The following is a 24,849-nucleotide window of genomic DNA, read 5'->3' on the forward strand; positions in this document are numbered from 1 at the left end:
ATAACCGTGTTTTATGTTTAAAAATCAATCTAAGCCAACATTGACGGTACTTGCCACATTTTTCGCCGTCGCAACACATGCCCAGGCAAATCTAGAAGTTAACATAGGATATCTTCAGCAGCAGATGGATAATGGCCCGGTTTTATCAAACATTATTCCCGACCCTGAAGATTCTGGCCTCAAAGGCGCAGAGCTTGGCATCAACGACAACAACACAACTGGCCGCTTCTTAAAACATAAGTATTCACTGCAACAGTTCGATTCAGAAAATCCTGAAGAACTTATCAGCAAAGCCTCTGATCTCTATGCTCAAGGCGTTCGGTTTTTTGTTATCAACGCCCAAAGCCAGACCCTCAAAGATATCGACAAAGCGCTTCCTGATGAGGCAGTTATATTTAATTCTGGCTCCCCTTCTGATCAACTCAGAAGTAAAGAGTGCAACAACTCACTACTTCACACCCTACCTAGCCGAGCAATGCTGACAGATGCACTTGCGCAATGGCTGAAAGCTAAGCGCTTAAATAAAGTGCTCGTGATTTCAGGGCAAAAAGTTGAAGACAAGGCGTATACCCAAGCATTCAAACGTGCCGCTAAGCGCTTTGGCTTAAAGATTGTTGCCGAAAAGCAGTGGGATTACGATACCGATTTACGTCGTACAGCCCAGAGTGAAATGCCACTTTTCACACAAACTAAAGAGTACGATGTGGTCTTTGTGGCAGATGAGCGTGGCGATTTTGGCGAATACGTTTTGTATAACACTTGGCTTCCAAGACCTGTAGTTGGTACACAAGGCCTAAGCCCTGTTACATGGCACCGTGTTGTAGAACAATGGGGCGCAGCCCAACTGCAAAGCCGTTTTGACAAGCTAGCTAAGCGTTGGATGACTAATGAAGATTATGCTTCATGGGCTGCCGTACGAAGTGTAGGTGAAGCAGTAACTCGCACGAACTCTTCTGACCCCAAGGTGGCTTACGAATATATTCGTTCCGAGAAATTCGAACTAGCAGGCTTTAAAGGCAGAAAACTTAACTATAGAGAGTGGAATGGTCAGCTTAGACAACCAATTCCTCTTGTCCATCCGCGCTCTCTTGTATCACAATCCCCACAGGATGGATTCCTTCACCCTGTAAACGAACTTGATACTTTGGGCTTTGATAAATCCGAAGTTAAATGCAGCAATTAATTGGAGTAGTCATGAATTTTAAAAAGTTATTAAAACCCCTTGCTGCAGGTATGCTGATTGCCTCGCCTCTACTACACGCAGAGCTTGCCTATGTATCGAACGAAAAAGATGACACCATCTCTATCATCGACCTAAAAAGCTTGGAAGTTGTTGAGACACTAAATGTAGGCGAGCGCCCTCGCGGTATTTTATTCTCAAAGGACTACACAAAACTTTATATCTGCGCATCTGATTCTGATACCGTGCAGATTATGGACCTTGCAACCAAACAGATTATTGGCGAGCTCCCTTCAGGTGAAGACCCAGAGCAATTTGCACTTCACCCTAACGACCGCCACCTATACATCTCTAACGAAGATGATGCCTTAGTAACAATTGTTGATACACAAACTAGCGAAGTACTGGCTCAAATCGATGTTGGCGTAGAACCTGAAGGCATGGCTGTTAGCCCAGACGGTAAAATTGCCGTTAACACCAGTGAAACGACCAACATGGTTCACTGGATTGATACCACCACTTACGAGCTTATTGACAATACACTTGTAGATCAGCGTCCACGCCATGTTGAATTCAGCACCGACAGCAAGATCCTATGGGCGAGTTCTGAGATTGGCGGTACAGTTTCTGTTATCGATGTAGAAACACGCAAGATCTTTAAAAAGCTTACATTTGAAATCAAAGGCGTTCACCCTGACCGAGTTCAGCCTGTAGGCATCCGCCTATCGGATGATGGTAAATATGCATTCGTAGCGCTTGGCCCAGCTAACCACGTTGCAGTTGTAAACGCTAAAACCTATGAAGTTGAAGACTATATCCTAGTTGGTCGTCGTGTTTGGCACATGGACTTCAACGAAGATCAAACTAAGCTCCTAACGACCAACGGCATTAGCGGCGACGTATCGGTTATTGATATTAGCAAAATGAAAGCTGTAAAAAGCATTAAGGTAGGCCGCTACCCATGGGGCGTAAAAGTTAAACCATAGTAGTTTACCCACCCTATCAAACATATAAGGCCCACTCTGTGGGCCAATTTTGTTTATACCGCAAAGAGATTCAGCAATGAGTATCAATGTAGAATCCGTAAGTTTCAGCTACGGCCCTAGACAGGCGCTAAAGGATATTAGTTTTTCGCTAGAACCTGGGGAGTTCCATGGCCTTTTGGGACCTAATGGTGCAGGCAAATCGACACTATTCGCTTTAATAACTCGTCTAAATGCCATGCAAACCGGCGATATTCGTATCAATGAGCTTAGCATCAAGAAGCAACCTTCTAGCCTAATGAAAAAACTAGGCGTTGTGTTTCAGCAAAGCACCTTAGATTTAGATCTTACAGTTCAGCAAAATCTTTTATACCACGCTGCATTGCATGGCATATCAAAAGCCCAGGCTAGCGATAGGATCAAACTTGAGCTAGAACGAATGGAAATGTCAGATAGGACCAATGACAAGGTCCGAAGCCTTAACGGCGGTCACAGACGCCGTGTCGAGATAGCACGCGCACTCCTTCACCAACCAGAAATACTTTTATTAGACGAGCCAACTGTAGGTCTTGACCCTCAAACCCGCAGAGCACTTAACACCCATGTCCGCAACCTTTGCACGGACGAAAAATTGACTGTGCTATGGGCTACCCACCTAATGGAAGAGATTAAGGAAGAAGACCACATCGTCTTGCTCAACAAAGGCCAGATCATGATCAATGACAAAGCATCTGAGATGTTGAATCAATCAGGCTTAGACAATTTCACTGACGCTTTCCACCAGTTAACTGAAAAGCCTGCTAAGGAGGCTCTATGAGCTTTGCCAGTTATTGGAACTGTTTTTATGGCATTCTAGTTCGTGAATTTCTGCGATTCGTACAACAGCGCTCTAGATTCCTCAGCTCGTTAGTTAGACCACTACTTTGGCTAGTGGTATTTGCTGCCGGCTTCAGAGCGGCATTAGGTATCTCGATTATCCAGCCGTACGATACCTACATCACCTATGAGACTTACATCGCACCCGGCTTGTGCTGCATGATATTACTGTTTAACGGCATGCAGAGCAGCTTATCCATGGTGTATGACCGTGAAATGGGGAGTATGCGAGTACTGTTAATGAGCCCCCTTCCACGCCCATACTTACTGCTGTGTAAAATGGTCGCGACTGCCTTGATCTCGCTTACGCAAGTTTATGCTTTCTTATTAGTGGCATTATTGGTTGAGGTAGAGCCGCCGTTAATGGGCTACCTAACAGTCTTACCAGCATTACTGCTAGTTGCACTTTTACTAAGCTCTCTTGGATTATTCCTTTCGACTAAGATCAAACAGCTTGAGAATTTTGCGGGGGTAATGAACTTCGTTATCTTCCCGATGTTCTTCCTTTCTTCTGCACTCTATCCGCTTTGGAAGATGCAGGAATCAAGTGAATGGCTCTATTGGATCTGCATGGCAAATCCGTTTACCCATGCAGTTGAACTAGTCCGCTATGCACTTTATATGCAACTGAACCTTGAAGCATTAGGCATTACAGCATTCGCTACAGCGTTTTTTACTGCTTTTGCGGTTACTGGATTTAAACCTCAGAAGTCCGGTCGCTAGAATAAGCCGAACAGTTTAAAGCAAAAAGCCTCTCTTCTATGAAGAGAGGCTTTTTTATGCCTTCAACGCTGATTCGAGTTCTGCTCGATTTAACTCACTCGTACTTTTATGAAGATAAACCGTGGCAGGACGCCCCTTTAACACAACCACCTCATCAGCCAAAGCTAACGCTTCATCCAGATCATGCGTTACATAGATCATACAACGCTTTGGATTTTCGCAAACCAAATGGGAGATTAATTCCCTCATCTCCTCTCCCGTACTCATATCTAACGAGGTTAACGGCTCGTCCATCAACACCATTTCGGGATCAAGCAATAAGCAACGCGCTAAAGACACGCGCCTCGCCATACCTAATGATATCTGTGAAGGATAATGATCCCCATATCCAGATAATTTTACGGCCCCCAGCATCGCTTCGACCTTTTCTGAATTAGGCTCAATTAGGGCTAAATTCTGATTAATCGTTCTCCAAGGAAGCAACCTTGGCTCTTGAAATAGATAACCTATATCTATGCTTTCTTTATTCCAGCAATGAATCGCATTTTCAGCCAAGCCGGCTAGCTTGTTTAGTAATGTAGTTTTACCACAGCCGGAAGCGCCTAAAATGGCAATAGTTGAGCCTGCCTTTAATTCAAGCTCTATAGGTTGAAGAATGGTTTCGTCGCCGTAGCAAATCTTATCAGATGCAAATTTATACACGTTCTGAACCTCGCTGCCAGCGCTGAGCATACCGATCTAAAGGCTGCAAAATACACCACTCGATCATTTGAACAATAAAGATAAAGGCAAAACTGTAAGCAAGGATTGTTGCTACATCAAAAAGCTGAAAGGCCATATGAAGCTGAAAGCCGACCCCATCAGAGCGCCCCAACAATTCTACGACTAAAACGATCTTCCATATCAATGCCAAACCACTACGCGTCGCGACCATGATGTAAGGAAACAGTTGAGGCCACCATAATTCTGTAAGCTTTTGCTTGAAAGAGAAATGATAGGCTCTGGCCATCTCCTCCAGCTGCTCATCAAACATGCGCCCACCTTCACGTAAGGTCACAGCGACATTGGGTAATTTATTGATGATTACCGCACCGACTGCTGCTGCCTCAACCAAACCGAACCAGATATAAAGCAAGATAATTACAACTAGCGCTGGGACATTCAGAAGAATAATTAATAGAGGGTCTAATATTCTGTTTACTGTGGAAAATTTCCCCATCAGAACACCGAGTAGACCGCCAAGTAACATGGCGCAGAAGAAACTAATCGCAACTCGCTGCAAAGTAATCAGTAAACTATCCAACAGCCTTTGCTCGGACCACTCAACTTGCAAGGCGCTAAACACCTCACCAGGTGTGGGAAGCAATACGTTATTAACGAACGCCGCACTGCCCCACCATACAGCCAAGAGAACAAATATAGCTAACAGCTGGTCACTCAAACGACTTATATTGCCCGCTGAACTCATAGACCTGCCTTATAAAACATATCTTCGTTCAGCTCAGCACCTTTAAGTGATGGTTTGAATTGAGTAATCAACTTATAGAATACCTTAGCATCATCGATCTGATCAGCTGTTATAGGACTAGGTATGCCATTGCGGTACCCAGCAATAAGTGCATTAAAAACCTGGTCATTCTCAGCCCTCATTAGTTTACGAAGACCTAGCCAATGATCATCCTCATTCAACAATTGGTTCTTAGCTGCCATTACTGCATCTACAAAGCTATTTATCAACTCAGGATTACTATCCACTTGATCTTGCTTTACTAGATAGCCAAGCATAGGCAACTGACTAGTCATACCCAACTCTGCCATCATATCTTGCAGACTTATGACAGTTTTATAGCCTTCAGTCTCAAGCCTCGCCCCGTAATGCCAAAACGTGACTAACAGATCTAGACGACCACTTTTTAGTGACTGACTTAATAAGGGTGGCGAGCCAAACTGAACCTGTGCATCCGCCTCGAGATTAAGCCCATGTTTTCGTGCTGCCGCCCTGAGTAAAATCCAACCCTTATTCAAAGGCCCACCAGCAACACCTATTCTTTTACCTTTAAGCTCCGAAAGATCAGACAGCTGACTAGATGCAGGCTTCATAACCATCCCAACCTGTTTAGAGAACGGAATAAATCTAAAAGATTCGCCCTTACTGTTTCTATCCGCTGCCCATAACCAATCAGCAACAATCGCATCTGCATTTCCGCTAGTCAGCGCAACTTTTGCAGCGGACATACTAGCCACTTTAATTATATTTAGATCGAAATTATTAAGCTCATCTAATTTTTGATTCTTTAAGTGCTGCAACTCCCAATTAACGGTACCTGAAGCTAAAACAGCCACTTTAAATTGAGGCTTCTCTGCACCACCCCATACAAAAGACGGAATTAAAACCAATAAAAACAATACATTACGAACAAAAAACATAAAACTCCCATATACAACAAATTAGTGGGGCAATAGAGAAACTTAAAATAAGCCTCAATGCTGTGAGCAAACATAGTACTTTCGTACCTGTTTTTTTGCTCGATGGTAGAATTTAGACCCACACTTTCGCAGGGTGTAATAGGCGTGTAGAGAAATAGTAAGGAAAGCACCATCTGGCACCTTAAAATCGCAATGTATTTATGCGCCCTATTACTCATGAATACAGGCTTTGCAGACGATAAAAGCGATTATGCTGATACAACAGATTTTGAGCTGTTTTCAGCAGAAGGTTACCGATTGTTTCATTATCGCAGCCCTACACCATTAAAAAGCCTACACGGGAAAACACTTTTAACAGAAGATGTAATCCACCTACTAGAAACGGGAAATAAGCCTATTTTAGTAGATGTGCAACCCATCCCCTGGAATCGAGTTTTCATTCAAAAGGAACCCAGACTCCATATACCTGGCAGTGTATGGCTTCCTAACGTAGGCTTAGGCGAATTAGATGACGACTGGTCAGAATACTTCCAATCTAATCTGGAGCGCTTAACAACCGGCGACAAAAGCCTCCCAGTAATTATATACTGTCAGGCCGACTGCTGGATGTCATGGAATGCTTTAAAACGAGCTTCCGAATGGGGTTATACTAATCTGCTGTGGTATAGAAACGGCTCTGATGGCTGGATTGAACACGATTTAGAAACCAGTATTGCCAACCCTGAACCCTTTACACTAAAGAAGCATTAAATTTTACCAAGCATTAAAGTCTTACACGGAGTAAGATAGAGATAAGCTCAGGATGAGAATATAAGCTCATAATAAATATAATGAAATTGGAGATATTGTCGTGTACAAGATCCTGATCGCGGATGATCATCCGCTGTTCCGTGAAGCTATCATCAATGTTATCGAAAACAGCTTTACTGGCTGCCAGACACTGGAAACGGAAGATCTGGATAGTGCGCTTACAATCGCTCAAAATGAGGAAGAGCTAGATCTTATCCTGCTTGACCTTAACATGCCTGGAATGAACGGCCTTAATGGCTTGATCACACTGCGTAACGATCTACCAACAGTACCTGTGGTAATCGTATCAGCAGAAGAAGACAAGCAAATTGTACTTCAAGCTATCACCTATGGTGCTGTTGGCTTTATCACCAAGTCTTCACCTCGTGATCAAATGACTGAAGCTCTTCAGCAGATTCTTGCCGGCAACGTATATCTGCCTTCAGACATTATCCGCGCGAGCCAGCCTGATAGCCGACGCACTCAGCGCAAGGACGAAAACCAGATTCCACCAGAACTTTTATCATCTTTGACACGACGCCAACTGTTAGTACTTGAGCGTATGTCTAAGGGTGAATCCAACAAACAGATCGCTTACAACCTAAATATTGCGGAAACAACGGTAAAAGCCCATGTATCTGCAATCCTACGTAAGCTTGGCGTGCACAACCGTATTCAAGCAGTTCTATCTGCTGGCAACATTGACTTTAACGAATATCTTAAGCGCTAAACCTATATATTGGGTGACTGGTTCCAGTCACCCTTCCTTTACTCTCTCTTCTGGTTCAAACCATGCCAATAGGGATATATTGCCCACAAGGCAACAGCTTAAACGAGCGCAATTAGCTTATAGATTTAGCTTGATAATATTTTGATAGGGGAACTCGCAGGCCTATGCGACCTGCTGCTCCAAGAGATGTATTAGTGTTGTTTTTAGTTTAAGCGGCTTAATTGGCTTGTTGACGAGAATAAAACCAAGATCTCGAATCTCCTGATTAAGCTCCTTACTGTAGTTGGCAGTAATCATCAGCACAGGCAAATCACTTTCCACTCGCGCGGTTACCATTTTGGCAGCATCAATGCCTGTTTCATCATTATCGAGATGATAATCAGCAATTAACAAATCTACTGGATCTTCTTCAAAATCGACCTGTTGCGCCAAATCATCAAAGGACAACGCTGTCACCACATGACAACCCCAACCCGACAATAATATCTCCATCCCTTTACAGATAGATTCATCATTATCAATTAACCAGATACAAGCACCTGACAAGCGCTCAGTTATCATTGGAATATGTGGACCGGTAACCTCAGCAGGCGCCAAAGGAACACCTTTAGGTACTTTCACTCCAAATACAGAGCCCTTACCCTCAACAGAATCCACTCGAATTTCGTGACCTAACACTCGAGAAATCTTATCTACGATTGCAAGACCCAGCCCCAAGCCTTTCTCTTGACCAGGCTGATCAGATTGAAGACGCTTAAACTCTTGGAAAATTTCTTGAAGCTTGTTGGATGGTATACCAGGGCCAGTATCATACACCTCGATCCAAACCGAATCTGGCTCATGCCTACAACCGAGTAGAATCTTACCCTCTTTGGTGTAGCGTATGGCGTTAGTTAAGAAATTACGCAGTATCCGCGCTAACAATTGTGAATCTGACTTAACAACTGCACCACTTTTCACATAACGAAAATCAATTCCCTCAGCATTCGCCAACTGCTGGAATTCAGGCGCCAAGGTGTCGAACAAGCTTTGAAGATTAAAGGTAATCACGTCCGCCTTTACTACACCAGCATCAAGCTTAGAGATATCAACCAACGTACGCAGTAGCGATTCCACATCATCCAGAGAATTTGAAACCGATTGTGCTAAAGAACAGTTCTTGGGATCTTCAATCTTTTCAGCCAAAGCTCCTGAGAATAATCGAGCTGCATTCAACGGTTGAAGCAAATCATGACTTACTGCTGCTAAGAACTTAGTTTTAGAAAGATTGGCTTGCTCTGCTTCCATCTTTGCATCTAGTAGACGCGATTCAACCTGAACACGCTCAGTAATTTCCGACCGTAGCTGTTCGTTTAGCTCTGTCAGTTCAGATGTACGCTCCTCTACCCTTTGCTCAAGCAACTGGTGCGACAACTCTAGCGCTTCTGCTGATCGACGTCGCTCTGTGATATCTCGAATCATAACGAAGAAACCATTAGGGTTTCCGTCTTTATCGATATTAGCGACATATGATTTAAGCATGTAACGCTCTTCACCGAGCGAATTCGTCTGCCAAGTTTCGAAAGTTACATTACGACCCGACAAAGCTTTTTCTACGTAAGGACTTAAGCGTTCGTACTCATCCGGTGAATACACATCATGAATACTCTGGCCATTTAATTCACCATCAGCACGACCAAACCATTCGCTGTACACTTTATTAGCAAAACCGTAATTCAAATCTTGGTCTAAATACGCAATCAACGCCGGGACGTTATCCGTAATTAAGCGGATCCACTGCTCATTTTGACGTAGAGACTCTGCATATCGATGACGCTCAGTAATGTCTGTATAGGTATTTACAAAACCGCCTTGAGGCATAGGGTGAGTACGAACCTCAATTACCTGCCCCTTATCACCTCTTTGCTCCGATGCTAACACCTCTCCTTGCTGAGCAGCTGTTAGCGCATGCTGAAGAATTGAATGATTATCGAGCATAAGCGCTGCAAATGGAGGATAAGCCTGCACCTGCTCTTGTTCCACGCCCGTAAGATCAAGAAATCGATCATTCCAAAGCTCAACACGACCTTCCGGGGTAACCAGCACGACACCTTGTGAAAGGTTATCTACAGTATTTTGAAGCAACTTTGTTTTCTGAGCTAAAGCATGCTCTTTATCAGCTGTTTCTCGTTCTTTCAGCGCCGTGATATCAGTATAAAGAATTACTAGACCACCATCCTGTGTTGGCCTTTCTGACATCTGAACCCAGCGTCCATCGTTTAAACGATAGACCTTACTACCAGTGTTTGTATCAGGATATTCTTCATCAATTAGACCGCTTTCACGAGCTAGACGCCCAATATCCTGAATGGTGGTGCCCGTCTGAATAGTTAAACCCGTTGACGCCCAAACACTACTAAATTTGCTGTTAAAGAGAACAATTTTTCTATCTTGATCAAAAAGAACAAATGCATCAGATATACTTTCGATAGCATCGACTAAGCGCTGGTTAGCTATAGCCGCCTGATTATTCGCAAGCTTTAGAGCCCTATGACTTACCTTAAGCTCTGAAAGAACTCGATTGAGCGCCTCAGTACGTTCCCTAACCTGCTCAGCTAATACTACAGAATGCTCAAAAGCAGAATAAGGGTTTGCACTTTGACCCCCACCAGATTCCACCCTCTCAACCAAAACAGAATTAATCTTTTTCAGTTTGCGGTTTTCTTCTTCTAACCTAGCAATTCGATCTTTAAACGCTTGATCAGACATTTAGATTTCTCCCAATGGCTACAGCAGTAAAGGTCTGATTTATATGCATCCCCTCTTTTTGCTCTCCATAGGTATTAAATCCAATAACGTTATTTCGTCGGAGTAAATCCGAGATTTGCTGAGAGTTACCTCTCAATTCACTCTCCAAACGCCGCAAGAAGCAGTCACAACCAATGATTAACTGAGGCTCACCTATTTTTTCTTCAATTACTTCAAGCTTACTAATCAGATCAGCAGCCATATCGCCAGGCTTCATAACAGTCAGAACAATGCCATTTTCAACCGCACAATAAAATTTCATGCTGAGGTCTTCGTTAACCTGCTGAATAGAACGCACGAAGTACTCTTCGCCTAGCTTCACTGCAATAGGGTTTAGTGCAAAAACCTCATGATTTAAATCTTCTACTGCAACACCAATCGCCCTTGCATACTCAAGCGCTGCTGGTTCAGCATTGATCTCATATACACATCGACCATCTGCATCCGCTTCAGTCACAACCAATTTGTCATTACGATGATTCATATGATGAGTGCTAAATACTTCGAAGTCATAAATGGTATTTACCAGCATAACTACTGCAGCATCGGTATGAAATTCACCATTGTAGAAGACATGTGTTTTAGCAAGATGGATGTCATCACCGGCTGAACCTCCGAAGCTAGGAATACTGCCAAGCGCAGAGTTCAGGGTAACAAGTACGTTTTCTTCTTGAATTGATAAGCCATCAAGCAAAGTCAATGCAAAGGTGTTACCTTTGATCGGCGCGATTTCATGATGACGGCATCCAGAAATTAGTTGATCAACCAGCATTTGCGCATCCGTCAAACTAAAGTCATCAAGGCATTCTATTGATGCAGCTTCAACAGCAAAGCCCGACTGCTTAAAGCCTATTGCAGTGATACATCCTTGACCATAACCATCAGGAGTAATTTCACCAGCTGTAGTACAACCAACAACTTCCGTAGTAGGAAAAGCCTTGTTAAGCGCAGAAGCGAGCTCTTTGAGTGGATACTCTGCAGAACAAAAAAACGTGATAAAACTGATATCTGGAGAATCAAGCTGCGACAAAAGATCATTTGCGGCAGTGATTGGATCAGAACTAAATGATGCAGCAAGCAGAAACGCGGAGTCCTGAGTCAATTGTCTACCCTCGGGATAAGCTTAATCATTTCATTCTAGGTCTTGAGGATGAATCAACAAATACTACTTGTGACCCCTTTTTAACAGACAGTAAAGATAAAGAAAATCAACACACCAAATGTGTCAACAAAGCCCGTAATTTACCTGGTTTTACCGGCTTATTGATCAAAGAAAAGCCTTTACTCTCAAAAAGCTGGCGACATTCACTACTTCTATCTGCCGTTAAAATAACTGCAGGAATATCCAAACTAAAATGCTCTCTAAGCCCATCAATCGCATCGGTTCCAAGTAGGTCATAATCCAAGTGGTAATCAGCAAGTATCAATTCTGGGACTATATACTCGTCCGTACACTTATCTATGGCCTCACTCAGGCTGGCAGCAGTAACGACGAAGCAACCCCACTGCGTGAGCAATGCCTCCATACTCGCTTGAATATTTTCTTCATTATCTATAACTAAAACAACAAGATTAGATAACTGATCGCTACCAAATTGACTGAATTGCTGCCTTGGAAGCTCCATCGAAATTTGCTCTACTAATGGAACCTCAACTGCAAACATAGAACCCTTGCCAGGTACGGATTTAACAACCAGCTTATGCCCAAGCATATGCGCAATACGCTCCACTATAGCAAGACCTAAGCCAACACCTTGACGATCTTTAGCCGACTTATTTTCTAACTGCTGAAACTCTTTAAAAACAAGCTGCTGCTTTTCTTCAGGAATACCTAGCCCGGTATCCCAAACCTGAATGCTCAACATCGCCCCTCTACGGCGACAACCTACGAGTACGCGTCCCTCATCGGTATATCGGATTGCGTTACTGATAAAGTTTCTAATAATTCTCAATAATAATCGAGAATCACTTGTCACAGCTGCGGAGCACTCAGAAAGCTTTAACTGAATACTCTTAGCTTCAGCAACAGCCTGAAACTCATTTACCATCGATAGCAACAGCTGATTGATACGAAAATCAGAGATATCTGGCTGCACCGCATTTTGATCCAGCTTAGAAATGTCCAATAAATCAGTTAAGAGATCTTCCGCATTTTCCAACGCCAAATGAACCCGCTCAACAAGGTGAGCATCTTGAGCATGCAGAGAGCGCTCTCGTAAAGCCGCAATAAGTAATCTAGCAGCATTCATGGGCTGTAATAGATCGTGACTTGCAGCAGCAAGATACTTATCCTTACTTTTATTAGCGTCCTCTGCGATATCCTTCGCAATTTTAAGCTCTTTTTGAATTTGCTCCCGCTCTGCAATCTCTTGAATGAGCTTATCATTTAGCGAAACCAATTCCTGAGTACGATTCGCTACCCTAACCTCAAGCTCGACATTTAACTGTTTTAATCTGTCCTGAGATTTTTTTCGTTCGGTAATATCTTTAACAAACCCTTCAATAATAGGCCCATTACCATCAGGGTCTTTAGATAATGCACTGACAGAAACGTGTAGGCACTGACCATCCTCTTTGAGAAACAAAGTCTCAAAATTAAAAACTCTGCCATATTGCGCGAGCTGATAACGAAAATCAGAATAGGCATCAGCACAACAGAAAAGAAGCGAATCTAGCTGCGTAATTCTCTGAAGAAACTGCTGTTCAGAATCGTATCCGCATAACTGAACCATTGCAGGGTTAGCAGATATTATCCCTTCATCTAATTTAGCCTGAAAAATTCCATGCAACGCATTTTCAAACAACCATTTATAACGGTTCTTTTCACGCTCAAGCTCTTCAATCTTGGTGACTAATTCAGAATGATAGTTTTTTCGAGACGAGTGATTCCCTAAACCAATTAAACTTTCTACTGTTTGGTTTTGGTTATTAAAGCGCTTCTTCATAAACCACTTCTACATCTCGCTTGTTGGACTTACGGGGATTGGTAAGAATACATGGATCTTGTAGAGCATGATCAGACAGAACCGGGATATCCACGATATTTACCCCATTGTCTTTTAATTTCTGATCCAACCCAACATCCTGCTTTAATTGAACAACTTTATTTCTTAAAGCTACCTGAATTTGACTCGTACTCAGGCCTTTAGTTGCAATGCCCATAGTCTCAGCAACAACTTTGAATCTATCTTCTGCTTCAGAATAATTAAAATCAATTACGTGCTCTAACAACATGGCATTACATAAACCATGCGGCAGATCTTTATACCCCCCCAAACTATGTGACATAGCATGCACAGCCCCTAGGATCGCATTAGAAAATGCAAGTCCCGCCTTCATTGAACCAAGCATTACCTGTTCACGGAGATAAATATCTTTTGGCTGCTCAACTAAAGTAACGATGTTATCGTTAATTAGCCGCATAGCATCAAGAGCATGCATATCTGTTAGCGGCCCAGCCCCAGTAGACACAAATGCCTCGATGGCATGGACTAGAGCATCAATTCCGGTACACGCACTTAGGAATGGATTCATTGTCATGGTTGTTTCGGGATCAATCAAAGCAACATCTGGGACAACAGCTTTACTGACAATAGATATTTTAACTTTTTCAACAGGATCGGAAATAATCGCAAATTGAGATACATCTGCCGAAGTACCAGCTGTAGTCGGAATAAAGATAAGAGGAGGTATTGGCAGATGAATAGTATCGATACCCTCATAATCAAGAATATGTTTACCATTAGCACAAACTATCCCTATCCCCTTAGCGCAATCCATTGGGCTACCACCACCAACAGCAACAATGACGTTGCAGTTATACTCTTGGTAAATTTGAGCGCCTGCCATGACCTCTTCTGCTCTCGGATTTGCTGATACAGCATCAAAAACCATATGCTCTATCTCTTCATCATCGAGTAATTGAGAGATCTCTTCTACCCAACCCGCTTCTCGCACTCCCTTATCTGAAACTACCAGAACCTTACGAGCACCAAAATTTTTTGCATAATTGGCAACAGAGCATCTAGCACCTGCACCAAAAATTATTTCTGGAGAAACGAACTTCCTAAGATTTGAAATGTCTCTATTCATTAGAGGTTCTCAACTGAACTACCCTGCTTTAGCAGATATAAGCAAGCAAGTTTACATGAACAAATATCTAGACCAAAGTGACATACACATTAATGAAACATATAATGGATATCATTATCATTGATCGATATTTTGCACTGCACAATTTTTATGCACTTAAGTACATAATACCTACCAAGCACCTATGATGTAAGACCTGTACATCCATAGAATTCAATACTTTAGCCCCAAAACCCACACAAACCATGGTTCTATCTAAAAGGAACTATAGAGCCATGTAAGCATTCCTAACACTTGTCGATAATCTCCTCCATCGTTAAACAAACTAAATTCCTTAATTGGGGGCGACATGAAAAATAACAAAGCCAAGCTGTTAGCTGTAGCAGTTGCAATGGGCATGAGCGCACACGCAAGCGCTGCAATTGAACTGTATAACCAGGATGGCACAACTTTCTCTGCTGATGGTCACTTCAACGCTTTCTACGTTCACACTGATAACGATGCGAACGACGAAGACCAAGCACGTGTACGTATGGGCTTCCTTCCTAACTACATCGGCTTCAACGTTTCTAAGCAGATTGATGATCTAAAAGTTGGCGGTCGCTCTTCTTTCTGGGTTACGATCAACGACGGCAACACTGAAAACACTGACACTGCAATTGACGTTCGTCAATTCTACGCTACTGTAGACGGCGATTTCGGTCAGGTTCTTTTCGGTAAAGATTTCGGCCTATACGGTCGCTCCAACATCTTCTCTGATGAACTACTACTAGGCACTGGTCTTCCAACACCTGTACTAGACGAAGTTACTCTAGGTAACATTTCTATCGGTTACCCATATGCTGGTCCACGTGCACAGGTAACTTACCGTTCTCCTGTAAACAACGGCTTCCAGATTGCTGTTGGTGTTCTAGACCCTGAAAGCGGCGAGTCAATTGACGCTAACACTGATAACAGCGCTCGCTTCGAGACTGAAATCACTTACGCGACTGACTTCGACGGCGGCAAATTCAACGCTTGGATCGGCGGTGCTATCGGCGAAAACGACGCTAACGACGTAGACGCACACGGTATTGCTTACGGTGCTCGCATCGCTATGGGTGGCTTCCAGTTCACAGCTTCTGGCTTCGATCAAGAAGGCATCTCTACTGTATTCGCATCTGACCTACTAGCTGACGAAACAGACACTGATGGCTACCTAGTTCAAGCTGCTTACCAGCACGGCGACCACCGTTTCATCCTTTCTCACGGTGAAACTGACACTGCAGCTGGCGGCGAAGACGAAATGCAGTCTATTGCATACATGTACAACGTAAACAGCAGCCTAAAACTGATTGCTGAATACGACAATGCAGACTCCGAAACACTTGGTGAAGACACTGATCAATTCGCTATCGGTGCTGCACTAAGCTGGTAATTACTACTTAAAGTAATTAGCTAGATATTGGCCGCCGCTCTGTCCCCCCCTTCTCCAGAGCCGCGGCCTTCTTTTATTTAGACCCCATCACTTCTTCGCCCCCCACTAAAGCAATTCGCAATTCGCAATTCGCAATTCGCAATTCGCAATTCGCAATTCGCAATTCGCAATTCGCAATTCGCAATTCGCAATTCGCAATTCGCAATTCGCAATTCGCAATTCGCAATTCGCAATTCAGCAGATTATAGAAATTTACTTCAGACAAAAAAAAAGCCTGCTAACTAAGCAGGCGAAGTACGACGGTTAGAGCTCTTAGATAGAAACTCAAAGCCAGAGAGTGGATGTAAGAACATAAGCTGCTCTTGAATAAAATCATTATCCTTTAACCTCCTTAAATTTGCTGCTCTGCAACAGAATGAAATCATCTAATACTTTAGGCGCAGACCATAAGTGACGCCTATTTATACAAGACTCCCAAAAGCAGAGGCTAGAGGCTAGAGGCTAGAGGCTAGAGGTGGAGCGCCCCCGATAAAGTGGACAGTTGCTTAAGATCGGAAGCTAACTGGGGATTCATACCCTAGTGCGCTGTGGCTTCTGATCGTATTATAAAAGCGAGAGATATACAGACCTATTTCTCTCGCCATTTCAGAACAGGTAATCAACCCTAACTTACGCGTACATTCCTTTTTCAACAACGAGAAAAAACTCTCTGCACACGCATTATCCCAGCAGTTACCCTTACGAGACATACTGATTGTAACGCCTCTTTTCGTCAACCAGCTCATTACCCGCTCACTGCGATACTGACTCCCTTGATCAGAGTGAAACAGTAATTTATGAGTGACATCCGGCTTAGCTTTATTCCAACTTTTTTGTAATGATTTCAGTACGATATCCGCAGTTACCTGCCTTGAACATTCAAACCCTACGATTTCCCGATTGTGTAAATCCATAACAATCGATACGTATAACCAGCCTTCGCGACAAGCTACTTGGGTAATATCCGAGACCCATACACGATAATCTGACTCGGATTAAACTCCCTGCTTAGCAGATTAGGCTGAGGCATCAGACCACCTTCCAAGCAGTAACGAACCTTCCTGACAGCAAGTTGCGCCTTATACCCTACGCGCTTCAATAAACGGAAGAGGCGATTTTTCCCACAACAAAAGCCCTCACATAACAATGCATGCCATAATTTACGGTAGCCATAAACACCTCGACATTGATCCGCCAACTCTAAAGCACGCGATAAGATCTTTTGATTCATCTGTTCCCGCAGGGATGGAGCACGATTTAGCCAAGCATAATAACCCGAGCGCTGAACATCATAGAGCCTGCATAACCGCGACACGGGTAAGCAACTTGAGTACTTCTCTATACATGCAAAGCGTTCTACTTTGCTTCGCTGAAGTACTCTCGTGTCTTTTTTAAAATATCGACTTCCAGTTGAGAGCGCTCCAATTCCTTTTTAACCTTCTCTAACTCTTGTTCTAATTGACGGTAACTCTTACGAGGTGCGGATTCATTCACCGCTTTAGGATCGTGAGCTGACAGATATTGACGCCTCCAAGCACGCAATGTCCCTACCGCTATCGGAAGGTCCTTCACAAACTCAGTTAAGGTTAGCTCAGTTTTAAGTGATTCCAGCACCACACGTGTTTTAAATTCATCACTGTAGGCTGTACGTTTTTTGAAATGCATAAGACACCTCTAGCGTGTTAAAAGGTGTCCACTAAAACGGGGTCAGTCCATGTGTTATATCCAGATGAACACAACAGAATTTTGTTATTTCTCCCATTTATTTTTAAGCACCCATACAAACAACGCGTCACGCGCACTTAATTTCCACATAAAAAAAAGCGCTGGCAAATCTACCAGCGCTTTAGTCATAAACGGCTTTCAATTAGGCGTGCATTAAGCCCATCCAGCCAAACCCATTAGAATCGAGCACGAATTCCGATAACACCTGAACGCGGCTTACCAGGACCTACAAAGCGATGATCTTCAATACCTTGATCTTCTAGCACTTCTTCAGCCTCACCATAAACACCAAACGTTTCGTAATCTTTATCAAATACGTTGTCGATTCGACCAAACAGCTCAACACTGTTAGTCAACTTATACTGACCACGAAGATTAACTACAGTGAATGAATCAACTTTCTCGTTCTCGTTCGCCTCATCACCACGGTAGAACTGGCTGCTCTGGTAGTTAACTTCAGCACCTAGATCAAACTTAGGCGTTACAGCCCAATCAGCAACGATTTTCAAAGTATGCTCAGGCAAACCCGGAATCTCATCACCCTTCTCTACAGAACGAGTATCACCCAATGGATTGTTGTTACTTACAGAATTAAATGGAGTCTGGAAAGTAGCATCCATCCAAGTGTAAGAAACACCTACTGCGACATTGTCGTAACGCTTGTTCGCTGCAAGCTCAATACCCATACGACGAGTCTCGCCAACATTGGCAAAATAACCTTCAGAAGCAAGCGTGCCCGCATTCTGGAAGATAATATCGTCGTGGTTAGTAGTGTGGAACGCACCAGCAGACCAACCATAACCAGAATTATTGCCACGAACACCAACCTCAAAAGATTTAGCAACTACTTGCTCTAGCGGTGGATCAGATACAAAGCCATTAGGCAGCTTACATGGATCTTCTGGATCCGCACAGCTCAACTCTGCAGGCGTTGGCGCTCGAGAAGACTCACTATAGCTACCATAGTAGCTCATATGATCATTAGCCTGATATGCAAGACCAACAGCAGGATTCAGACGCTTAAAGGAATGATTACCCGTCAAATCCAAGTTTTCTTCACCAATACCTACCATATCGATATTTGTGTAGTTATAACGAGCGGACATAGTTAGATCTAGCTTCTCGTTAAGAGCCAGAGTATCAGTTACAAACAAGCCAAAGTTAGTAACATCTGTCTCAAGACGCACGCTAGACTCATTATCAAAAACACCGATACCTGTTACACCACGATCTTCTCCATCTTCGTTACGAAGACGTGCAAACTGAGTATCAGATTGAAAATCAATTTCAGAGTAATCGATACTAGCACCAACAGTTAGCTGGTTCTCTTTACCATTGAAGTCATCTAAGAAAGTTACCTGTGAACCAAGACCAAAGCTTTCCATCTTAGTTTCAGATGTATTCAAGGTGCCATCGAATACTTCATCTTCATCCTGAATTTCAGCAGCCAATGCAGCATCTACATCAGTAAGAGAATCATCGTCGTCCGCACCACGGAACTCTACAGCCTCAAAGTCAGCAAGAGCCGGCGCATCTTCATCACCCTCAAACTCACAAAGGGAAATCTTATTACCGCCTAGCGCATCGCCTTCTTCATAACCAGCAACAACTTCATTCGCCGCATCAACCAAACATGCTGCGTAATCACTGTCATCACCGTTCAAAGTTTTCACTTTATTACGACGATAGAAAACATTACCTGCAAGCTGAGTGTTATCATCGATCCACGTATCACCACTCAACGTCAGCAATGCTAGGTTTGTTTCTGTTTGATCAGGTTGAGTAAAGATACTTTCACGACCTTGAGCTTCGAGCAAACCAATTGGCGCAGCACCGTTACCAATCATCTCGTTATTATTGATAGCCGCTGTAAGCTCAATGTTGTTACCGTTCTCACCACGCCAAGTCAATGTAGATAATGCCTGCTGAACCTCTGTAGGAGAATGATCACGCCAGCCATCTTCTTCGTAGTAATTACCGATTACAAAGTAACCGAACTCACCATCATTACCACCAGACTGCAATTCAACATTCAATCGGCCATCATTGCCAATTGAAGCCTCAATCTGGTTGCCTTCATTATCAAAACCATTTTTGGTCTTAATGGATAGCGCACCACCCAAAGTATTTTGACCAAATACTGGGTTAGATCCTGCGAAAAGATTTACAGATTGGATCGCACCTTCAGGAAGTAGATCCCAGTTTACCGTATCGCCAAACGGCTCATTAAAACGGATTCCGTTAACGTAAACAGACAAACCTTGAGGTAAACCAAGCAATGGAGATGCTGTAAAACCGCGATATTGAACATCAGGCTGGAACGGGTTATTTACCGCTTCGTTGATCGTAACACTGCTAAAGTTATAACGCAGGTGCTCTGCAATATTTAGAGACTGAGACCTTTCTAGATCATCAGCATTAGCAGACTGGACAGCCGCAGCAATACGATTTTTTTCAATGCCAACACCGTAGATTGGCGTATTACCAATAACAGTAACACCATCTAATTGGGTTGCATCTTCTGCAGAAACAGCAGTGCTACATGCAGCAGCTGCCAACAATGGCAACCAATACTTTTTTTGCAAGCTCATTATCTATGAATCCTGTGAACATATTTTTCTTATCCACGCTATTTTTTCATAGAAATGTCATAAAGACCTTTATGCTGCCTACCCATAACAATGCAATATAGATGTAATACTAAAGACCCAACCTAATCCCGAAAGCTGGGACCACAACCCGTTGAATGCATATTCATCTCAGAACGATAAAATTCTAATTCTTTTTTTAGTACTACTTCAGCAGTATCAGCAACCCGAAATCCATGAGCCTCATCTGGAAAATAATAAGCCTCTACTTTAATTCCTCGGCTTTTCAACGCGTTTTCCATTGCACGAGTCTGATCAGGCAACACAACCCTATCCTTCTCTCCTTGAAAAAAAATCACAGGGCAATTAATTCGATCTACATTATCCAGAGGAGCACGTTCGCGATACACCGACTCCTCAGCGACCGGATCACCAATAAGCCAGTGAAGATAGTTTGATTCAAATTTATGCGTACAACCGTCAAGAACTAGTGGATCCGTGACCCCGTACAAACTGGCAGCTGCCGCAAAACAATCAAGTTGATAAACCGCACTCAGTGCAGAAAAACCACCCGAGCTGTTACCACGAACAAAAACCGCCCCCTTATCAACAAGGCCCAGCTCAACCAATTCATCTATTGCTGACTGAATATCCTCGACCTCTACAACACCCCATTGATGCTGAAGGCAATTGCGGTAAGTTCGACCATAGTTACTACTACCCCGATAGTTCAAATCCAATACCGAAAATCCACGCTGGGTCCAATACTGGATCTTCATATTCAAAACAGGATAAGTTGCAGCTGTTGGTCCACCATGAAGAAACACAACAAGAGGAGTCAAAGCACTATCTACTGAATATTTAGCATTAGCTGGAGGATAAAAATAACCGAAACAAGCAGACTCCGCTTTTGAAAAGCTCATTGGCCGAGCTAGAGAGCAATCCGATTCATTTAATGGTGAACCTCCACCAGCAACAACTCTAACTTGACCAGTAACAGCATTAACCTTAACTACTGAAACAAGTTGATTCTTAGCCGCCGCTACAACACAAACCCAGCTACCAACGGCGACCAATGATTTAAAGTAATTAAAATCAGGCACTAAAGAGACACCATCAAGCATGACTTCAGCCCCTTCATGCCTATGATGAATCGAAACAACTTTTGACGAGATTTCAGCATAATGAGTTAGGCCTGACTGCCACGGCGCAGAAATCATATCGCATGATTCTGTTCCGACTGGACTTAGCTCACAGCTATTAAAATTACAGCTATAGATATTCCACCAACCAGAACGGTCAGTCACAACATACAACTCACCCTCAGGAGAAAAGTAAGGCTGAGATAGCGCCTCCTCAGAATTATGACCCGCAATAGGGATAGGCCCATCGAGCTCTGAAGACGTTAGATCAAGATAAGAAAATTGAGTTGAAGTCCACGGCTGATGCGGATGATTCCAGCTAACAAATGCAAGCACAGATCCTTGCGCATTAATCACAGGGTAGCTATAAAAATCTGCACCTTCTACTAAAACTTCTACCGAACCATCAGACAAACTGATCGTAACGATCCGATTTATAACTCCAGTCTCAGCATGAAGCTCTTGAATGGAAATCAAGCGATCTCGAGTTTCATCCCATATAGGCTCAATATATCGAGTATTTGGCTGATTAGTTATCTGAACAACATCACAAGACCCGCTAAGCCTCTGCCTGTAAATTTGCTGATCACTAGCATTAACAAACACCAACGCATCATCAAGCAGAGCCCAACTACGGCCACCATACTCATAGACTTTACTTTGAACACTAAACTCGGATGGCGTTAATTCGTGCTGAACACCCGGCTGAGACTCTGATTCAAAACAGATACAGCAACGACCGCCCTCATTGGGACGCTGCTCAACCCAATAAAGACCACCTTTTTTACTTAGCTGTAACTGACTATATTCAACACCAGCACTAATAGCATCAGCTTCTGATAGAGATGAAGACCAAAAACCAGGTGAATTTGAATTCGGCATAGCGATTAAAATTAACCTTTTGCAAACACCCGAGAATTACGATCATTTCGGTAGATAAAATCATCAGGATTATTCACGACTTTCTCAGCGTTTTGCCTAGCCTCAACGATCTTATGGTGATGCTCTGATTTAGAACATACAGGATCTGCATTATGCATATCACCTGTCAGCATATAAGCCTGACAATGACATCCACCAAAATCCTTATCCTTTTCATCGCAACTCCGACACGGCTCTTTCATCCAGTCATCGCCACGGAAATAGTTAAAGCCCGGGCTATCATCCCAGATTTGCTGAAGACTCATCTCTTTAACATTTGGGAAATCTAGTGGCAGCATACGCGCACTATGGCATGGCAACGCCTTACCATCAGGCGTGACTGTTAGGAAAACCTGCCCCCAACCATTCATACAACCTTTAGGACGCTCTTCATAATAGTCAGGCGTCACAAAAATCAGCTTTATCGGATTACCTTGTGCCGCCAATTTTTCTCGGTACTCATTAGTAATTCGCTCAGCTCGCTCCAGTTGCGCTTGCGTTGGCAGCAACTGCTCAACATTCTCAAAGGCCCAACCGTAGTATTGGCAGGTAGCAAGTTCAACATAATCAGCTTCAAGTTCTACACACAACTCAATAATCTTATCGATACGATCAATATTATGACGATGGGTCACGAAGTTAAGCACCATAGGGTAACCCTGCGCCTTAACCTCTCTAGCCATTTTAAGCTTTTGCTGGAATGCTTTTTGAGAACCCGCAACCATATTATTTACGGACTCATCGCTAGCCTGAAAGCTTACTTGGATATGATCCAACCCAGCTTTATGGAATTCAGCCATCTTACGCTCATTAAGACCAACACCTGATGTAATCAAATTGGTGTAATAGCCCATTTCATGCGCACCGCCTATTAGCTCAATAAGGTCCTGACGCACCAAAGGCTCACCACCTGAAAAACCTAGCTGAACAGCCCCTAACTCCCTTCCTTGCTGAAATACATCTAGCCATTGCTGTGTTGTTAATTCACCGCCAAAGTCAGCAAAATCCAAAGGATTAGAACAATATGGGCACTGCAGCGGACATTTATAAGTTAGCTCAGCCAACAACCATAAAGGGCGACCGTGTGTTTTTTCTACAGGATGACCAATATTTGGACGTGAAGGCGAGCCATTACAAGAGGAAGAAGTCATAAAATCTTTCACAAATTATTATTATCAACTATAGCTATCATCACTCTCGACAGCTAGTTTGTGCAGACTTAAATGGTAGCAATGAACTACTACCAAAGCACCAAATAAACGCACAAAAAAGATGACCTATAACAGGTAAGTAAAAGATATATAGGAATAATTTTAGGAAGGATCCCGCCCCTTGCATGGCAAGGGGCAGGTTAAGATTTAAGCTAACCAGCCTTGCTTTTTCGCTTCAGCTAGGAACTCAAGAACATCGCCAGAAAGATCTCCAGCATCAGAAAATTTAGCTTCTAATTCTGCAATAATTTTCGCTGCGTCTCGCTCACCATCAACCAGCGCCATTATTTCGCCAGCAGGACCATTTAACTGAATCATCCCTTCAGGATAAAGCAGAACATAACAATCCTGAGCCTTCTCCCACTGAAAGCGAAACATATTGTTCAGCACAGGAACATCCGATGCCACAAAAATCACCGAATCAGTCATTAAATAATCCTCGGTGATAAACCTTCTGATCGGTCACTGTGTGATAAGGTGCGCGCTCATACTCATAAGCCATAGTCATGGCATCTAGCATGGTCCAAAGAACATCAAGTTTGAACTGCAAGATCTCTAGCATACGATCCTGCTGTTCACGTGTTTTATAGTGATCAAGCGTAATATCAAGACCATGAACTACATCACGGCGCGCTTCAGTAAGACGATTACGGAAATACTGATAGCCATCTTCTTTAATCCATGGGTAATGACCAGGCCACGTGTCCAAACGATTCTGATGAATCGTTGGCGCAAACATCTCAGTTAATGAGGAGCTTGCAGCTTCTTGCCATGTCGCACGACGTGCAAAGTTGATATATGCATCTACCGCAAAGCGAACACCCGGCAAAACATGCTCACCAGATAAGATCTCTTCACGAGTCATACCCACAGCTTCACCTAAACGCAACCAAGCCTCAATACCGCCTTCAGCACCTTCAAAACCATCATGATCAAGTACACGCTGAACCCAATGACGGCGAACCTCACGATCCGGGCAGTTTGCCATGATCGCCGCATCTTTTACTGGAATGCTAATCTGGTAGTAAAAACGGTTAGCCACCCAACCACGAATTTGTTCAGGCGTGGACTTACCTTCATACATAGCTATATGGTATGGATGCTGCGTATGGTAAAAATCACCTTTAGCTCTTAGAGCCTTTTCAAATTCATCACGCGTTAAAGGCTGTTTATCTTCTGCACTACTCATTTTTTATATTAACCTCTACACACTTCCCGA

At 43.2% G+C, this 24,849-nt stretch carries 22 protein-coding genes; 7 read left to right on the plus strand and 15 right to left on the minus strand.

Annotation, left to right across the window (positions count from 1 at the left end; all coding sequences use genetic code 11):
• Window positions 1-13: 13 nt before the first annotated feature.
• The 4 genes from ACMXYS_RS08925 to ACMXYS_RS08940 all read left to right on the plus strand — a co-directional run bounded on the left by ACMXYS_RS08925 (window position 14) and on the right by ACMXYS_RS08940 (window position 3,762).
• A complete protein-coding gene (locus tag ACMXYS_RS08925) occupies window positions 14-1,183 on the plus strand; it encodes an ABC transporter substrate-binding protein (RefSeq protein WP_415896293.1) in 1,170 nt (389 codons plus the stop codon).
• Between the two features lie 11 nt (window positions 1,184-1,194).
• On the plus strand, window positions 1,195-2,166 hold the full coding sequence (locus ACMXYS_RS08930; protein WP_415896294.1) for a YVTN family beta-propeller repeat protein: 972 nt from the start codon (window positions 1,195-1,197) through the stop codon (window positions 2,164-2,166).
• 76 nt (window positions 2,167-2,242) lie between these two features.
• Window positions 2,243-2,980: an ABC transporter ATP-binding protein gene (locus ACMXYS_RS08935; RefSeq protein WP_415896295.1), complete on the plus strand. Its 738-nt coding sequence runs from the start codon at window positions 2,243-2,245 to the stop codon at window positions 2,978-2,980.
• Complete coding sequence (locus ACMXYS_RS08940; protein ID WP_415881372.1) at window positions 2,977-3,762, plus strand: ABC transporter permease; 786 nt, start codon at window positions 2,977-2,979, stop codon at window positions 3,760-3,762. Before ACMXYS_RS08935 ends, ACMXYS_RS08940 begins: the two co-directional genes overlap by 4 nt.
• A gap of 54 nt (window positions 3,763-3,816) precedes the next feature.
• On the opposite strand, the gene ACMXYS_RS08945 is transcribed toward ACMXYS_RS08940, so the two are convergent.
• From ACMXYS_RS08945 to ACMXYS_RS08955, 3 genes are read right to left on the minus strand one after another with little or no spacing between them, the layout of a single operon-like run.
• Complete coding sequence (locus tag ACMXYS_RS08945) at window positions 3,817-4,464, minus strand: ABC transporter ATP-binding protein (protein ID WP_415881373.1); 648 nt, start codon at window positions 4,462-4,464, stop codon at window positions 3,817-3,819.
• On the minus strand, window positions 4,457-5,230 hold the full coding sequence (locus ACMXYS_RS08950) for an ABC transporter permease (protein ID WP_415881374.1): 774 nt from the start codon (window positions 5,228-5,230) through the stop codon (window positions 4,457-4,459). Before ACMXYS_RS08950 ends, ACMXYS_RS08945 begins: the two co-directional genes overlap by 8 nt.
• Window positions 5,227-6,189, minus strand: coding sequence for an ABC transporter substrate-binding protein (locus tag ACMXYS_RS08955; RefSeq protein WP_415896296.1), 963 nt, complete (start codon window positions 6,187-6,189; stop codon window positions 5,227-5,229). Before ACMXYS_RS08955 ends, ACMXYS_RS08950 begins: the two co-directional genes overlap by 4 nt.
• A gap of 216 nt (window positions 6,190-6,405) precedes the next feature.
• Between ACMXYS_RS08955 and ACMXYS_RS08960 the strand changes: the two genes are divergently transcribed.
• Together ACMXYS_RS08960 and ACMXYS_RS08965 are read left to right on the plus strand one after the other, a co-directional pair.
• Window positions 6,406-6,939: a rhodanese-like domain-containing protein gene (locus ACMXYS_RS08960; protein ID WP_415896297.1), complete on the plus strand. Its 534-nt coding sequence runs from the start codon at window positions 6,406-6,408 to the stop codon at window positions 6,937-6,939.
• Between the two features lie 100 nt (window positions 6,940-7,039).
• Window positions 7,040-7,708, plus strand: coding sequence for a response regulator (locus tag ACMXYS_RS08965; RefSeq protein ID WP_415881377.1), 669 nt, complete (start codon window positions 7,040-7,042; stop codon window positions 7,706-7,708).
• Between the two features lie 162 nt (window positions 7,709-7,870).
• On the opposite strand, the gene ACMXYS_RS08970 is transcribed toward ACMXYS_RS08965, so the two are convergent.
• From ACMXYS_RS08970 to ercA, 4 genes are all read right to left on the minus strand, one after another.
• Entirely contained in the window at window positions 7,871-10,456 is a 2,586-nt protein-coding gene (locus tag ACMXYS_RS08970; RefSeq protein ID WP_415881378.1) for a NahK/ErcS family hybrid sensor histidine kinase/response regulator, read from the minus strand.
• Window positions 10,449-11,597, minus strand: coding sequence for a nitric oxide-sensing protein NosP (gene nosP / locus ACMXYS_RS08975; RefSeq protein ID WP_415896298.1), 1,149 nt, complete (start codon window positions 11,595-11,597; stop codon window positions 10,449-10,451). Before nosP ends, ACMXYS_RS08970 begins: the two co-directional genes overlap by 8 nt.
• A gap of 106 nt (window positions 11,598-11,703) precedes the next feature.
• Window positions 11,704-13,440, minus strand: coding sequence for a NahK/ErcS family hybrid sensor histidine kinase/response regulator (locus tag ACMXYS_RS08980; RefSeq protein WP_415894279.1), 1,737 nt, complete (start codon window positions 13,438-13,440; stop codon window positions 11,704-11,706).
• On the minus strand, window positions 13,424-14,587 hold the full coding sequence (ercA, locus tag ACMXYS_RS08985) for an alcohol dehydrogenase-like regulatory protein ErcA (RefSeq protein WP_415896299.1): 1,164 nt from the start codon (window positions 14,585-14,587) through the stop codon (window positions 13,424-13,426). Before ercA ends, ACMXYS_RS08980 begins: the two co-directional genes overlap by 17 nt.
• 349 nt (window positions 14,588-14,936) lie before the next feature.
• On the opposite strand from ercA, the gene ACMXYS_RS08990 reads away from it, so the two are divergent.
• On the plus strand, window positions 14,937-16,004 hold the full coding sequence (locus tag ACMXYS_RS08990) for a porin (protein ID WP_415894276.1): 1,068 nt from the start codon (window positions 14,937-14,939) through the stop codon (window positions 16,002-16,004).
• Window positions 16,005-16,549: 545 nt separating this feature from the next.
• Here ACMXYS_RS08990 and ACMXYS_RS08995 read toward each other — a convergent pair.
• The 8 genes from ACMXYS_RS08995 to pqqC form a co-directional block, all read right to left on the minus strand.
• On the minus strand, window positions 16,550-17,005 hold the full coding sequence (locus tag ACMXYS_RS08995; protein WP_415898244.1) for an IS3 family transposase: 456 nt from the start codon (window positions 17,003-17,005) through the stop codon (window positions 16,550-16,552).
• Window positions 16,993-17,274: an IS3 family transposase gene (locus tag ACMXYS_RS09000; RefSeq protein ID WP_415896300.1), complete on the minus strand. Its 282-nt coding sequence runs from the start codon at window positions 17,272-17,274 to the stop codon at window positions 16,993-16,995. Before ACMXYS_RS09000 ends, ACMXYS_RS08995 begins: the two co-directional genes overlap by 13 nt.
• A 125-nt stretch (window positions 17,275-17,399) precedes the next feature.
• Window positions 17,400-17,708, minus strand: a complete 309-nt coding sequence (locus ACMXYS_RS09005; protein WP_415896301.1) for a transposase — start codon at window positions 17,706-17,708, stop codon at window positions 17,400-17,402.
• A gap of 236 nt (window positions 17,709-17,944) precedes the next feature.
• Complete coding sequence (locus tag ACMXYS_RS09010) at window positions 17,945-20,359, minus strand: TonB-dependent receptor (protein ID WP_415896302.1); 2,415 nt, start codon at window positions 20,357-20,359, stop codon at window positions 17,945-17,947.
• 122 nt (window positions 20,360-20,481) lie between these two features.
• Window positions 20,482-22,380: a S9 family peptidase gene (locus ACMXYS_RS09015; protein WP_415896303.1), complete on the minus strand. Its 1,899-nt coding sequence runs from the start codon at window positions 22,378-22,380 to the stop codon at window positions 20,482-20,484.
• Between the two features lie 11 nt (window positions 22,381-22,391).
• Complete coding sequence (gene pqqE, locus ACMXYS_RS09020; protein ID WP_415896304.1) at window positions 22,392-23,570, minus strand: pyrroloquinoline quinone biosynthesis protein PqqE; 1,179 nt, start codon at window positions 23,568-23,570, stop codon at window positions 22,392-22,394.
• Window positions 23,571-23,777: 207 nt separating this feature from the next.
• Window positions 23,778-24,059 carry a pyrroloquinoline quinone biosynthesis peptide chaperone PqqD gene (pqqD, locus tag ACMXYS_RS09025; RefSeq protein WP_415896305.1) on the minus strand — a complete coding sequence of 94 codons (282 nt, stop codon included), beginning with the start codon at window positions 24,057-24,059 and terminating at the stop codon, window positions 23,778-23,780.
• On the minus strand, window positions 24,052-24,819 hold the full coding sequence (pqqC, locus tag ACMXYS_RS09030) for a pyrroloquinoline-quinone synthase PqqC (protein ID WP_415881390.1): 768 nt from the start codon (window positions 24,817-24,819) through the stop codon (window positions 24,052-24,054). The genes pqqD and pqqC overlap by 8 nt, the downstream gene beginning before the upstream one ends.
• Window positions 24,820-24,849 lie beyond the last annotated feature (30 nt).

This window comes from Neptuniibacter sp. QD57_21, assembly GCF_047778075.1.
Lineage (GTDB): Bacteria > Pseudomonadota > Gammaproteobacteria > Pseudomonadales > Balneatricaceae > Neptuniibacter.

Excerpts from the sequence above, each read along its gene's own strand:
- ACMXYS_RS08925 (WP_415896293.1), top strand. The coding sequence starts at position 14 with ATGTTTAAAAATCAATCTAAGCCAACATTGACGGTACTTGCCACATTT.
- ACMXYS_RS09015 (WP_415896303.1), bottom strand. The coding sequence starts at position 22,380 with ATGCCGAATTCAAATTCACCTGGTTTTTGGTCTTCATCTCTATCAGAA.
- ACMXYS_RS09000 (WP_415896300.1), bottom strand. The coding sequence starts at position 17,274 with ATGAATCAAAAGATCTTATCGCGTGCTTTAGAGTTGGCGGATCAATGT.
- ACMXYS_RS09005 (WP_415896301.1), bottom strand. The coding sequence starts at position 17,708 with ATGCATTTCAAAAAACGTACAGCCTACAGTGATGAATTTAAAACACGT.
- ACMXYS_RS08935 (WP_415896295.1), top strand. The coding sequence starts at position 2,243 with ATGAGTATCAATGTAGAATCCGTAAGTTTCAGCTACGGCCCTAGACAG.
- ACMXYS_RS08940 (WP_415881372.1), top strand. The coding sequence starts at position 2,977 with ATGAGCTTTGCCAGTTATTGGAACTGTTTTTATGGCATTCTAGTTCGT.
- ACMXYS_RS08970 (WP_415881378.1), bottom strand. The coding sequence starts at position 10,456 with ATGTCTGATCAAGCGTTTAAAGATCGAATTGCTAGGTTAGAAGAAGAA.
- ACMXYS_RS08930 (WP_415896294.1), top strand. The coding sequence starts at position 1,195 with ATGAATTTTAAAAAGTTATTAAAACCCCTTGCTGCAGGTATGCTGATT.
- pqqE (WP_415896304.1), bottom strand. The coding sequence starts at position 23,570 with ATGACTTCTTCCTCTTGTAATGGCTCGCCTTCACGTCCAAATATTGGT.
- ACMXYS_RS08955 (WP_415896296.1), bottom strand. The coding sequence starts at position 6,189 with ATGTTTTTTGTTCGTAATGTATTGTTTTTATTGGTTTTAATTCCGTCT.
- pqqC (WP_415881390.1), bottom strand. The coding sequence starts at position 24,819 with ATGAGTAGTGCAGAAGATAAACAGCCTTTAACGCGTGATGAATTTGAA.
- ACMXYS_RS08990 (WP_415894276.1), top strand. The coding sequence starts at position 14,937 with ATGAAAAATAACAAAGCCAAGCTGTTAGCTGTAGCAGTTGCAATGGGC.
- ACMXYS_RS09010 (WP_415896302.1), bottom strand. The coding sequence starts at position 20,359 with ATGAGCTTGCAAAAAAAGTATTGGTTGCCATTGTTGGCAGCTGCTGCA.
- ercA (WP_415896299.1), bottom strand. The coding sequence starts at position 14,587 with ATGAATAGAGACATTTCAAATCTTAGGAAGTTCGTTTCTCCAGAAATA.
- ACMXYS_RS08960 (WP_415896297.1), top strand. The coding sequence starts at position 6,406 with ATGAATACAGGCTTTGCAGACGATAAAAGCGATTATGCTGATACAACA.
- ACMXYS_RS08980 (WP_415894279.1), bottom strand. The coding sequence starts at position 13,440 with ATGAAGAAGCGCTTTAATAACCAAAACCAAACAGTAGAAAGTTTAATT.
- pqqD (WP_415896305.1), bottom strand. The coding sequence starts at position 24,059 with ATGACTGATTCGGTGATTTTTGTGGCATCGGATGTTCCTGTGCTGAAC.
- ACMXYS_RS08950 (WP_415881374.1), bottom strand. The coding sequence starts at position 5,230 with ATGAGTTCAGCGGGCAATATAAGTCGTTTGAGTGACCAGCTGTTAGCT.